The organism is Duganella sp. OV510, from assembly GCF_900100205.1.
Classification (GTDB): domain Bacteria; phylum Pseudomonadota; class Gammaproteobacteria; order Burkholderiales; family Burkholderiaceae_D; genus Rugamonas.
Genome location: NZ_FNEQ01000008.1, coordinates 249,477 through 262,390 on the forward strand (window position 1 = coordinate 249,477; position 12,914 = coordinate 262,390).

The following is a 12,914-nucleotide window of genomic DNA, read 5'->3' on the forward strand; positions in this document are numbered from 1 at the left end:
AGAGGAGACATGAGTGAACAAGTTGTTGAGTGTTGCGATATTAACCGTGTGCGCGCAATCTGCCAGCGCGGCAAACCTGTTTAACGGCCGCGATTTCAGCGGATGGGAACTGCAAGCCACGCCCGCCGCAACGATCGCCGACGCCTTCCGCGTGCTGCCGGACGGCGTGATTGCCTCGACCGGCGCACCGTCCGGCTTCCTGGCCACCACTGAAAGCTACCGTAACTATAAGCTGCATGTCGAGTGGCGCTGGAACGGCAAGCCAGGCAACGGCGGCGTGCTGCTGCACATCAGCCATGGCGCCTTTGACCGTGTCTGGCCGGTCAGCCTGCAAGTACAAACCAAGAACGGCAGCGCCGGTGACTTGCTGCCGATGGCGGCAGGCAGTTTTGCCGAAGCGCTGACCAGCGCGCCCGGCGCAGCCACGCGCATCAAGGCCCACACGGCGCCGGACAGCGAAAAACCGGTCGGTGAATGGAACCAGTGCGACATCGTCAGCCGCGACGGCACGGTGGAAGTGACGGTGAATGGCGTGCTGCAAAATCGGGTGACGCATGTAACTCCTGCATCGGGACGGATCGGCTTCCAGCTGGAAGGCACGCCCTACGAATTGCGCAACGTGGCGTTGACGCCGCTGGACTAACGAGAAAGCCCTGCCGGCCGGGGAGACGAAGGAAGAACAGGCCGGCAGGGGAAGGAGTGCATGACAAGTATCTGGAATCGCTGTCACTCTGTCAACGCCTGTCCAGCATGTAATCATCTTTATGATTGGTCGGGATTAAAAGCACCGCAGTGGAAGATGTCGGGCTGCCCGGTGGCGAGCTTCATCAGCGCATCGATGACCACACGCACCTTGGGCTGAATGTAGCGCGTGCGCGGCCAGATGGCATGGATAGGCATGCTGGCGCCGGCATGGCGATCGAGCACCGTTACCAGCGCGCCGCTGATCAGGTGCTGGTGCACCAGCCAGGTCGGCAACTGCGCCAGTCCGCAGCCTTCCAGCACGCTCTGCACAATGGTTTCGCCATCGTCCAGCGAGTGGCGGACATGGATCTCCTGTTCTTCCATCTGACCGTTTTCCCCCTTCAACAGCCAGCTGGCGCGCGCGCCGCGCCGCCAGCTGATGACGCAGTCGTGCTCCAGCAGGTCGGTGCGCTCCGTGGGCGCTCCACGGTGTTGCAGGTAGCCGGGCGCGGCGCAGATGACCAGGTGCTGCTGGCCCAATTGGCGGGCGACCAGTTCGCTGTCATTCCGCAGATCGCCGATACGCACGGCAAGGTCGATGCCGTCGGCGATCATGTCGACAATGCGGTCGCCAAAGCTCAGCGCCAGGTCCAGCTGTGGATGCCGTTTTGCCAGCGCAATCAAGGTCGGGCCGATGTAGCGCCGGCCAAAGGCGCCCGGCAGATCGACGCGCATCAGGCCACGCGGTTCGGCCAGGCCGGTCGACAGGCAGTTCTCGGTATTGGCCAGGTCCTCGGTCACGCGCAGGCAGGCGGCAAGATAGGCCTCGCCGTCATTCGTCAGCGTCAGCTTGCGGGTGGTGCGATGAAGTAGCTTAAGTCCCAGCCGCGTTTCCAGCCGCGACACCGCCTTGCCAACGGCGGAACTGGTCACGCCCAGTTGTAGCGCCACCGCCGTAAAACTCTGAAGCTGCGCCGTCAGGATGAATTCCGAGATGCCGTCAAATTGAAGCTGCTGGTTCATTTTAGCCTCTGAGGATGAAGTGATCGTAATTTTGCCCCATTTATCGAAATCAGGTTTAAATTTACGATACGTCCTACCTTAACTCCTGCAACAGGATGAATCCATGAACCAGCTTTTCCAGCCCTACACACTTGCCGGCCGCACGCTGGCCAACCGTGTCGTGATGGCGCCGATGACGCGCTCCCGTGCGCCGGACGATGTGGCCACCGAAGCCATCGCGCTGTATTACGCGCAACGCGCCACCGCAGGCCTGATCGTCAGCGAGGGCACGCCGATTTCGCGCGAGGGGCAGGGCTATTTGTTCAATCCGGGCATCTACACGAAAGCGCAGATCGATGGCTGGCGCCTGGCCACGCAGTCGGTACGCGCCCTGGGTGGCAGCATGTTCGCGCAACTGTGGCACGTGGGCCGGGTATCGCATCCGTCGATCCAGCCGGATGGCAAGGCGCCTGTCAGCGGCAGTTCCAGGATCGCTGAAGGCGGCATGGCTTATGGCTATCTGGAAGACGGCCAGCCTGGCATGGTGCCGACCACCGTGCCGCGCCAGCTGACTACCGCCGAAGTGACGCGCGTGGTGGGGGATTTTGCCGATGCGGCAGCCAATGCGGTGGAAGCGGGCTTCGATGGTGTTGAAATCCACGGCGCCAATGGCTATCTGCTGGAGCAGTTCCTCAACCCGCTGGTGAACGACCGCGACGACCGCTACGCTGCCGACAGCATGGAAAATCGCCTGCGCTTTGCGCTGGAGGTAGTCGACGCGGTGATCGCCCGCGTAGGCCGCGAGCGGGTAGGCATCCGGCTGTCGCCATATGGCCGCCTGTACGGCATGCCGCATTATGACGAAATCGACGCAACCTACAGCGCGCTGGTGAAGGCATTGGGAGAACGCAGCATCGCCTACGTGCACATCATGGACCAATCGGGCTTTATCATCGGCGCGGATTCGACGGCCAACTCGGTCGCCGAAAAAATCCATCACCTGCTGCGTGTGTTCCGCGCAGATCTGCCCGAAACGGCGCTGATCCTGGCCGGCAGCATGACGCGCAAACGCGCCGAAGCGCTGGTTGAAGACGGCACGATCGATCTTGCCGGCTTTGGCCAGCCATTCATCTCGAACCCGGATCTGGTGGCGCGCCTGCGCAACGGCTGGCCGCTGGCACAGCCCGACCGCGCCACCTATTATGGCGGCGATGCGCGCGGCCTGATCGACTACCCACCGTATAGCGCGCAATAAAAAATGCCGGGGACCGCAAGGCCCCCGGCATGCAAGAACAACTAAGGAAACGTCACAGCGACTTGAGGAAGGCCAGCAGCGCTTCGCGGTCGGTTTTGCTCAACGCCTCGAAGCGCTGGCGCGACTTGGCGGCTTCGCCGTCGTGCCACATGATTGCTTCGGTCAGGTTGCGTGCACGGCCGTCGTGCAGGTAGCCGACCTTGGCTGCGCTGCCCATGACTTTCTCGGTGTAGCCGATGCCCCACAGCGGCGCGGTACGCCACATATTGCCTTTGGCTTGGCCTTCGACAAACTTGTCGGCCAGGCCGGCGCCCATGTCGTGCAGCAGCAGGTCGGAATACGGACGGATGGTCTGGTTGCGCAGTTCCGCAAACAGGTGGCCCGAGCCGGTCTTCATCTCAACCGTGTGGCAAGCCGCGCAGCGCATGCCCTGGAACACCTTGGAACCAGCTGCCACTTTGGCAGGGTCGACGTTCAGCTCATCGATCGGCGCCACGCCTTTCGGGAAGCCGCTGGCCAGGCTGCGTTGTGCAGGAACGGCCACAAGTGCCAGATAGTGCGACAGCGATTGCAGGTCGGCTTCGGTAATGCCTTTCTGTGCGGCGGCCGAAGCGCAACCGGCAGGGTCGGTATTGCACGAACGGTTGCGGTACACCGGCGACGTCACCGCCATATCCTGCAGCAGCGCGGAGGCGGCTTGCTGACGCAGCGTCGCCTTGGCTGCTTTCCAGCCGAAGCGGCCCAGGCGCACAGCACCCGATTCCGGATCGTAGACATAGTTGGCCACGCCCTTGACGCCGTCGACGTCCGCCGTTGCCGTGGCACGCGCCAGGATGTCGGCTTCCGGTACGGCTTCCAGCAGGCCGGCGCCGATGATCGGCTGTGCGGCACGCAGCGACACGGTGTCCGGCGTGGGACCTTCAAACGCCAGCTTAGGCTTGCGCAATTCGACCGTGGTGCCATCGGCCAGCTTCTTGGTGACGCTGTCGAAGCCGGATACGCGCACGCCGGTGCCCCAATTCTGCGGCGAGCCGCTGGACGAGACGGCGTTCATCTGCACCGAGGTGCCGTAGGTAGGATGCGGCAGTTGCTGGCCGGCGGCGTTGGTGCTGGCGACACGCACCGACATGCTGTCCAGCTTCTGGTTGACAGCAACCGGCGCCGTGCTGCGGCCATTGTTGACGTGGCAGGCGAAGCACGACGACTGGTTGAAGCGCTGGCCTTGCAGGCCGACTGCCGCATCGTAGCGGTCATTGCCCGCTTCATTGTGGTCACCGGTGGTGAAGTTGGTGTGGAACAGGCGGCGGCCCTCAACGAAACGCTGCATATTCTGCATGCCGATGTTGGTGTGCGGCTGCTGGAACATGAACAGCGCATTGTCCGAGTAGTTGTAGCCCACAGAGCCCAGGCCGCCGGACAGCGTTTCCGCCGGCAGCGGCACGGAGTTCAGGCGCGGCTGCACGCCGTACCATGGCTTCAGGCCCTGGCCAACCACATATACCCACTCATACGAGTAGTAGCGGATGCCGCCGTTGTCGCCCTTGGACTGCATCGAGTCGGTGGTCGAGAACATCGATGGCGAGACTTCAATCACGTCGCCCTGTACCAGCGGACGGGCGTTGATGTTCTTGCCGGCGATCGGGAAACCGGCAGCGTCCAGCGCCGTCATGCCTGGATAGTCCTTGACCTGCAAGGTGCAGGCGCTGTTGATGCCGTTCGCGCTGGCCAGCTTGTTATTGGCCGGGTAGGCGATCGGTTTGCAGACCTTGACGCTGTCGTCGACCAGCTGGCCCGGCGCCATCCAGCCGTAGCCGGTCACGCCCGGACGGTCGATGCCACGGAAGAAGGCGACGCCGCCGTTGAGGAAGTCCACCGTGGTGTACTGGTTGACCGTCAGCATCGGCTTGGTCACGCCGGCCACGCGGCTGTTGTCGATGATCTCGACGCCCCAGGTGCGGTTCTTGAAGTACTGCGGCACGAAGGTCAGGTAGTTGCCCGGACCTTTGTCGACCGGCAGGCCGGTGACCGGATCGACGGTTTCATTCGGGCCGTAGCCGATTTCATTCCACTCTTCGCCGCGTTCGCGGCCGTGACGCGCCAGGCCACGCGCGCCGAAGCGGGTGACCAGCGTGCCGTCGGCCAGCGTGAATTGCAGCGATTCGATCGGCTCGCCCGATGCAGGCAGCGGTGCCCAGCCGGCGCCGCTGGCCGGGAATTTCAGCGGCGAGGTGGTGGAGCTGGCCAGCGAGTTGTCGCTTCCCGGCGTCTTGAATTCCACCTCAAACAGCGAGTAGCCGTACTGGGTGGCGCGCGCCACGCCTTGCAGGCGGATGAAGCGGGCGTTGACGCCGAGGTTGAAGAACTCCTCGGTGGCGCCTTTGCCTTCGGTAACGGCGCGGATTTGCGTCCAGTTCTTGCCATCGTCGGAAATCAGCAGGTTGTACTGCTTGCCGTACGAGTTTTCCCACAGCAGCTTCATGTAGCCGATCTGGGTCTTGGCGCCGAAGTCGTACTGAATCCAGGCGCCGTCTTCAAACGCGCTGGCCCAGCGGGTGCTGGTCTTGCCGTCGACGGTATTGGCGGCCGACAGGCCAGGATTTTCCAGCTTCGACGACGTCGCTTCCACCGGCTTGATGGCCACGCCCGGCTTGGTCGGGTCGACGATGACCGGATCGGTGCCGGTTGGCGGCGTGGTCGGCTCGGTCGGATCGGCAGGGGAGGTGACCGAACCGCCGGAGTAGGCCTGGATTTCGAAGATCGAGTAGCCGTAGTTGGTCGAGCGCTTGACGCCCTGTACGCGCAGGTAGCGGCCTTGCGCGCCCAGGCCGGTCCAGTCTTCGATGCCGCCGGCGCTGTCGTTGACGGTCTTGATGGTGGTCCAGCTGGAATTGTCGTCCGACACTTGCAGCAGGTACTGGGTAGCATGCGCGTTTTCCCACTCGATGTGGACGCGGTTGATCGGTTTCGACACGCCAAAGTCCAGCGTCAGGTTCTGGTCATCGCTGAACAGGCTGCCCCAACGGGTGTTCTGGTTGTGGTCGATGGCGGCGGCTGCCGACAGGTCGCCACGCTCTGATCCGCTGGAGGTTGCGGCAGTTGGCGTCAACGCCACTTCCGGCTCGGCTGCGGCCTGGCTGGCGCCGCCCATCACCTTCAGGCTGGCAGTGCGGCTTTCGGCACCCGGCGCGTTATCACTGCCGCCGCATGCCGCCAGGAGGAGACTGAGTACGAGTGGAAGTCCTGTTGTGCCTAATCTGTGAAACGTTTCCAGTGATCGCTGTCGATGTGGAATTTTATGCATGCTATCCCCTTGGCTTTTGGCTGGTATGAGTACGTGCCCTGCGGTCATTCCGCAAGCGCCGCGCATTTTCCTATAGAAAAAGTTTTAACAGCGCACGAATCAACAGGAATTCGTACGCCGTAAGAAGATTTCTGTGTGGAAATGAACGTGAAGATAGCTTGTGCCCTATTGCATGTCAAGCTAATTGGGCAGAAGTACAACAAATAAGTGAAACTGCATGAATGCGCGCGGGCCTAAGCCGCGCGCGACATGAAAGATGCTCAGGCACGCGGGCGCTGGCGGTGGAAGACGAGTGGGCTGTAAGGAATGGCGGATGGCGGCGCGGATTTCAGGATGCCTGGTTTCATTGCGCCCACCACGTGCATTTCGCATGGCTTGCAGTCGAAACGCAGCGTGTAGGTTTCATCGCCGCTGACCAGCGTCATCGGCTCTGCACGCACCTGGCCCTGGACGCCTTGCACGCCCTTTGCCTGTTTCGGGCACAGATTGAACGAGAAGCGCAGGCAGTGCTTGGTAATCATCAGCGGCACTTCGCCTGGTTCCTCGTGCGACTCGTAAGCGGCGGCGATCAGCTGCACGCCGTGCTTGTGGTAGAAGGCGCGCGCTTTCTCGTTGTAGACGTTGGCCAGATAGCTCAGCTGGGTTTCCGGATACACGGCAGGCGGCTCGGCGGCGGCTTTGCGGGCAGGGCGGTCCCATGCCGCCAGGCGCACGGCCTCATGCGCCTCGATGGCTTCGCGGCGCAGCGCGTTGATGGCGGCTGATGGCACAAACCACGGCTGCGACAACTTCAGTTCAACGCTGTCGGCGACGAACATGGTGTTGCCCAGCTTGGCCAGGCTGGCGCGCAGCGAGGCGTCGGCCTGATCGGCGTTTTGTGCGGCTTGCAGTGCGATGGTGGCGCCGGCGTCGCTGACAAAGCCATCCTCGTCGCACAGGGACAGGCGCAGGCCGCCTTGCTGTTCGCTCAGCGTCAGATGCAGGCCGACTTTGCGTTCGGACGATTTCTTGTTCAGCGCCGATTCCCAGTGGTGGTCGCGGTTGCGGTTGAGCGACGAGCCGACCTTCAGGCCGGTCAGCGCGCTCATAGGCTCGTTCGGGTACACGCGCCAGACTTCACCATCCTCGTGCTGATCCAGTTTTTTCACCACGTTGGCCTGGACGCCGTGCACTTCACGCTTGTGCATATAGTTCAGGCCATCGCCGTTGGCCATCGCCGCATTGGTCACCACGTCGAAATGGTCGGTGGCCAGGCGGCTGACCGTGCCCAGTTCGACGCCGACATACTTAGGGCTGTCGAAGGCGCCGATATCCTCCAGGCGGCCGTTGGCGAAGTAATCGGTGTGGCCACGGTGGAAGGTCTTGTCGACATCCGGCGTGAACAGGATGTCGGTGCGGCCGCTGGCGGCGCGCGTGAACTCGCTGCGACGCTCCAGGATCTCGTCCAGCAGCAGGCGGTAGTGAGCGGTGATGTTCTTCACATAGCCCATGTCCTTGTAGCGGCCTTCGATCTTGAACGAACGGATGCCGGCGTCGACCAGCGCTTCAAGGTTGGCGCTCTGGTCGTTGTCCTTCATCGACAGCAGGTGTTTTTCATACGCCACCACGCCGCCTTTGGCGTCGCTCAGCGTATAGGGCAGACGGCAGGCTTGCGAGCAGTCGCCACGGTTGGCGCTGCGGCCGGTGTCGGCGTGCGAGATATAGCATTGGCCGGAGTAGGCCACGCACAGCGCGCCGTGGATGAAGTATTCCAGCGGTGTGTCGACCTCGCTGTGGATCTTCTTGATTTGCTCGATGGTCAGCTCACGTGCCAGCACCAGCTGCGAGAAGCCGACGTTGCCGAGGAATTTGGCTTTTTCGGCGGTGCGGATGTCGCACTGGGTACTGGCATGCAGCTGGATTGGGGGAAGATCCATCTCCAGCAGCCCCATGTCCTGCACGATCAGCGCGTCGACGCCGGCGTTGTACAAGTCCCAGATCTGCTTGCGGGCGGCGTCCAGCTCAGCGTCGTGCAGAATGGTGTTGAGCGTGACGAAGATGCGCGAGCGGTAACGGTGCGCAAATTCCACCAGGCGCGAGATTTCCTCGATTGAATTGCTGGCGTTATGGCGCGCGCCGAAGGCCGGGCCGCCGATATACACGGCATCGGCGCCGTGCAGGATGGCTTCGCGGCCGATTTCAGCGGTTTTGGCGGGCGACAGCAGTTCAAGCTGGTGGGCTAGCAGGGTCATGACACTATTCCTTACGATGAAGGCGAGAATTATAGCAAAATCAAGGCCTTAGCAGAATATTTAGCGCGCCCCGCGCGGCTGTTTCTATTTTGTTAAAGCGGCCAGCCTGGCCGTCATTTCCTCCATTGTCTGCACGCTGACCAGGCCGGAACGGGCGGCGATGCGCTTGCCGGCGCCGTCGTACCAGTAGCTGCGTGGGAGTTCGCCGTGCCATGCCGGGTCGAGCTGGTAGCGCAGTTGCTCGGCCGGCGCGGCGCCGAACGCCCATCTGACGGCGCGCGGCCCCAGTGATGCGGTGGCGCCGGCGATGGCCTCGGCGGCTACGCCGTCCGTCGCCGGCTCGATGGCGAGGTCATCTGCTTTAACGGTTTCATCAAGATTAAATTTTCCAAAACGTAGTTTCTATTTCGGGCGAGGGCGCTATGCGATTGACCACCTTTACGGATTACGGCCTGCGTACCCTGTTGTACCTGGGGCCGGGCGGTGACCGCCTGGTCACGATCGAGGACATCGCCGCCACGCACGCCATCTCGAAAAATCACCTGATGAAGGTGGTTCACCAGCTGGGTGTAGCAGGGTATGTGGAGACGGTGCGCGGCCGGAATGGCGGCCTGAGGTTGAGGAGGGCGCCGGCCAATATCAATCTAGGCGCCTTGGTTCGCGCTACCGAGCCAGACTTTTAAATTAAAGTAACGAGTTACCTTAAATCTGGCTCTTACTTTTAATCGACATTACTACTTATATTGTCGATTAAAATACTGTATGAAATACTGTATAATGCACTGAGTATTCATACAGCTTTCATCATGCCAGAAATGAAATTTGACCTTATCGATCTGGACCCTTTTCCCGCACATAGCGGCGGCGCCGAAGAGCGCCGGCAGCGTGACATGGACGCCCTGCGCAGCATCGCCGAAGACGCCATCACCGATGCCCGAACCGACAGCGAAATCGCCCGGGAATTCATCAGCCATGGGGAACTTAACCCGAAATCGATGGCCAACACGCAAAAATAGCTGTTCCGCTTCCTGACCTGGTGCCGGGAAGAGGCCGGCAAAACGCTGCGCCAGCTGAGCGTGGCCGACCTGAATGGCTATAAAGAGTTCCTCAAGGCGCCGCCGCAAGGCTGGATATCGACCACCAAATGGCCGCGCAGCGATCCGCGTTACCGGCCATTCACCGGGCCGTTGTCCGACGCCAGCAGGCGCCAGGCGATGATCGCGGTCAAAGGCTTGTTCGCATACGCGGCGCAGACCGGCTATCTGCGGCGTGATCCGGCGGCCCTGGTCAAGCACGTCAAGACCGCCAGTGCCAGCCGCATCACACGTTACCTGACGCCGGACGCGCTGAAACTGGCGCTCGATACGGTCACGGCGCGCGAAGCGCCGACGCCAGCCGCCATACGCCGGCGCGAACGCGATCGATTCCTGCTGAGCACATACATCCACACCGGCGCGCGCCTGAATGAAATCGTCAGCGCCAACATGGGCGCGTTTTACACCGAAGGCAACGGCCGCTGGTGGCTGGACGTTCTTGGCAAAGGCAACAAACCGCGCCGGTTGCCGGTGCCGCCGGAAATGCTGGCCGCATTGCGTCTGTACCGCGCAGCGTTCAACTTGCTGCCGCATGCCGTGCGCAGCGACGATACGCCGCTGGTATTGTCGAGCCGTGGCGAAGCGCTGGTGCGCATCACGGACGAAGCAGCGTCCGACGCGCTGAAAGCGATCTTTGCGGCGGCGGCCAGCACGGCAGACGGCATGGGCGACACCGACATGGCCGCGACATTGCGGCAGGCGTCGGCACATTGGCTGCGCCACAGCATGCTGACCAACCATGCGAACAACGGTGTGCAATTGAAAACGCTGCAGGAGACAGCGGGCCATGCAAGCATTGCCACAACAGCAGCGTATTTGCACAAGACGGATAACGAGCGCCATGACGAGATTCTGGCCTCTGTGAACGGCGCTCGGGATAATCCATAATTTCGCATAATTTATATTATGTCAAATCGCGTGCGGAGCGTACGCACCCTGCGCCGGGCAATATCGGCATGGAGCGCTCTCACCTAAAACTGCATACATTCATTACCTAAAGCTTAGGACGTGGCGATATTCTGCGTTTATGACGCCACGTATGTACTATTGCGTAAAGGCCGATAATCGAGTTGATTTGTATGCAGATTTACGTAAATGAAGTTCTGCTCCTGAATTATCGATCCTAGTTCGTTTGGCTAGATGTTCGAAGCAGAAACAATCAAACGAGCCAACGAACTCTTGAATTCCTCTTTTTCTGGGAGATGAGCGAAGCGAGAACTGGGCTTGAATTCGTCATCGGCATCATGCGTAGAGCAGAAACCGCGGACTCATGTGAATGAGATAACAGAAACGATGACCCTGGTCTGCTGTCAAATAAGCATAAGAAATTTGGGCAGGATTAGCTGGCAGCTTTCATCTGCTCTCGGTTATATTTATAAGATCTTCCACTGATTTACATAGTTATGAGCACAAGCGTATTTTTTCCTGGCAGTCTGACAGGCCGGACGTCGGCGGAAAAGAACTGCTAGAAACCGCCCTTCAAATTGCTATCGCTAAGTTATCTGAAGACGCAACGCTCGATGAAGCTAATAGACAACTGGTTTTGGATAGCGACACGCACGGCTTAGCGGGATCGCCCCCGATCATGGATTCGATTTTCAAAAAGATTGATAGCGCGGCGCTATTTATCGCTGACCTGACTTTCGTCGGCATCCGGGCTGACAAGCGCCCTTCTCCTAATCCGAACGTTCTCATCGAATACGGCTGGGCGCTCAAATCATTAGGCCATGGTCGGATCATCGCTGTGATGAACGATGCGTATGGTGCGCCCACTTCGGAATCGCTTCCGTTTGATATGCGGCACCTTCGCTACCCGATTACGTACTCTTGTCCAGAAGACGCGGATACTGCTACAAAAAAGGCGGCTCGCGAAGCGCTGACGGAGAAGCTCACAAGGGAGCTTCGAGCCGTATTCCTGAGCGATGACTTTAAGGCCACGCCAAGCTCAGAAATACCTAAGGGGCCATTCAATTTAGGGATGCCGAAGCAAGGAGCCGCACGCTTTCGTGCAGACGGTGACGCGATTGGCATCGCACCGTCACCTTTTGGCGGTTTTCAGCCGAGCGTTTCCAGAGAAGTCAGGTTGCGGTCGGGCCCGTCATTCTGGCTTCGAATCGCACCCGTACTGGAACAAGGCCGTCATTGGGAGACGTCAGCGATCGAAGATGCGGGGACATTCGGCCAGTCAATAATTCGTCCTATGAGTGACGCGTATCAAAGTTTTGGTAAGTTGCGCGGTCCAGACGGCTGGGGTGTGTACGCAAGTCCGATTCCTGGTGAAACCGATGTGGACGGAATCGTTTTTTGCTTTAAGAGTGGCGAGTTGTGGTCAATTGACACTTACCCGGCACAGGCTTTCACTGCAATGGGTCGTCCCAGTGAAATTGCGTTCCCAGAAGGCTACTTCACTTCCGCTGCAGAACGATATGTCCCTTTCCTCCGACGACTCGGGATAACAGGGCCGCTGCAATGGGAGGCAGGCATTGAAGGAGTAAAAGGCTACACCTTCCAATACCCGCTTCACAATGGTCCTCGCCACGCTGGCCCGTTCTTGAACGACGTAGTATCGGCGCGCGGTGTTTATGACGACAAATCAGCGCGAAATTCGCTTGCGCCATTTTTTGAGACGGTCTTTAGCGAGGCGGGCATAAAGCGCCCTTCGGTATTAGACTACTAAAGGGCTACGAGAGCGGAAAGAGTGGTCCCCTGCCCCAGTGCTATCGAAAGCTGTAGTCATCTGCTATTCCTTATCACAGAACATTGTTCTAAGCCCTTGGTTCGGTGGGGGATATTCCGAGATGGTCAATATATATCTGGGTAAAATCTGTCGGCATTGGATCTGCCTTCGGGTCATAGCCGAGCTTGAGTGCTAAGTCTGCTGCTGCGCCCCCCGGCTTGTGTACAGCTAACACCGGAGAATGCGGATGCATCTGATTAAAGAGACCGTGTTCATCTATTACACCGTTCATTCCGCCGATAAATACAGCACCGTCAAATTCATGGGACCCAAGCATGATCTGACGCAAAGTAAGCAAACTACTATCTCTATCGACTCCCTCTGGGGTGAGAACTACGTTATCGAAGCGATCATTTTCGTTTGGAAAGTCTTTGGCAAAGGCCCTAGACTGATAGAGGGTCACCGCGTCAAAGTACGGCAAGCCTAGGCTTTCGCATGCAGCACTTACCATTGGTGTAATAGATGGATGCCCACCCCACACCAGATGGCGTCGGCCGAGAACCAAGGCCAAGAATGCACGTACCGCTGCATGTATCAGCAGAGGGTTCGCAGTACCGTAATATTCCCGCCCAGGTGCGGGAATACTTGCTGATAAAAAGATTGCTTTCAT

At 59.9% G+C, this 12,914-nt stretch carries 9 protein-coding genes and 1 pseudogene; 6 read left to right on the top strand and 4 right to left on the bottom strand.

The genetic code is table 11. From position 1 onward, the window contains the following. Nucleotides 1-13 precede the first annotated feature (13 nt). The gene (locus BLS51_RS21325; protein ID WP_090188164.1) at nt 14-643 is read left to right on the top strand and encodes a 3-keto-disaccharide hydrolase; all 630 of its coding nucleotides are present in this window, start codon (nt 14-16) and stop codon (nt 641-643) included. Between the two features lie 119 nt (nt 644-762). On the opposite strand, the gene BLS51_RS21330 is transcribed toward BLS51_RS21325, so the two are convergent. After that, nucleotides 763-1,707, bottom strand: a complete 945-nt coding sequence (locus tag BLS51_RS21330; RefSeq protein WP_090188170.1) for a LysR family transcriptional regulator — start codon at nt 1,705-1,707, stop codon at nt 763-765. A gap of 103 nt (nt 1,708-1,810) precedes the next feature. Between BLS51_RS21330 and BLS51_RS21335 the strand changes: the two genes are divergently transcribed. Then, the gene (locus BLS51_RS21335; protein WP_090188174.1) at nt 1,811-2,941 is read left to right on the top strand and encodes an alkene reductase; all 1,131 of its coding nucleotides are present in this window, start codon (nt 1,811-1,813) and stop codon (nt 2,939-2,941) included. Nucleotides 2,942-2,993: 52 nt separating this feature from the next. On the opposite strand, the gene BLS51_RS21340 is transcribed toward BLS51_RS21335, so the two are convergent. After that, nucleotides 2,994-6,089 (bottom strand): di-heme oxidoredictase family protein, encoded by a 3,096-nt coding sequence (locus BLS51_RS21340; protein WP_229207670.1) that lies wholly within the window; start codon nt 6,087-6,089, stop codon nt 2,994-2,996. Nucleotides 6,090-6,502: 413 nt separating this feature from the next. Continuing rightward, nucleotides 6,503-8,473: a peptidase U32 family protein gene (locus BLS51_RS21345; protein WP_090188181.1), complete on the bottom strand. Its 1,971-nt coding sequence runs from the start codon at nt 8,471-8,473 to the stop codon at nt 6,503-6,505. Between the two features lie 422 nt (nt 8,474-8,895). Between BLS51_RS21345 and BLS51_RS21350 the strand changes: the two are divergent. From BLS51_RS21350 to BLS51_RS21360, 4 genes and pseudogenes are all read left to right on the top strand, one after another. Further along, a pseudogene (locus BLS51_RS21350) lies at nt 8,896-9,153 on the top strand (Rrf2 family transcriptional regulator); the annotation flags it as partial. A gap of 126 nt (nt 9,154-9,279) precedes the next feature. Then, a complete protein-coding gene (locus BLS51_RS30335; RefSeq protein WP_229207671.1) occupies nt 9,280-9,489 on the top strand; it encodes a hypothetical protein in 210 nt (69 codons plus the stop codon). Nucleotides 9,490-9,549: 60 nt separating this feature from the next. Beyond that, on the top strand, nt 9,550-10,455 hold the full coding sequence (locus BLS51_RS21355) for a tyrosine-type recombinase/integrase (protein ID WP_229207672.1): 906 nt from the start codon (nt 9,550-9,552) through the stop codon (nt 10,453-10,455). Between the two features lie 697 nt (nt 10,456-11,152). Then, a complete protein-coding gene (locus BLS51_RS21360) occupies nt 11,153-12,244 on the top strand; it encodes a hypothetical protein (RefSeq protein ID WP_139168752.1) in 1,092 nt (363 codons plus the stop codon). Between the two features lie 88 nt (nt 12,245-12,332). On the opposite strand, the gene BLS51_RS21365 is transcribed toward BLS51_RS21360, so the two are convergent. Further along, nucleotides 12,333-12,914: a Thoeris type III anti-phage system protein ThcA gene (locus tag BLS51_RS21365; protein WP_090188189.1), complete on the bottom strand. Its 582-nt coding sequence runs from the start codon at nt 12,912-12,914 to the stop codon at nt 12,333-12,335.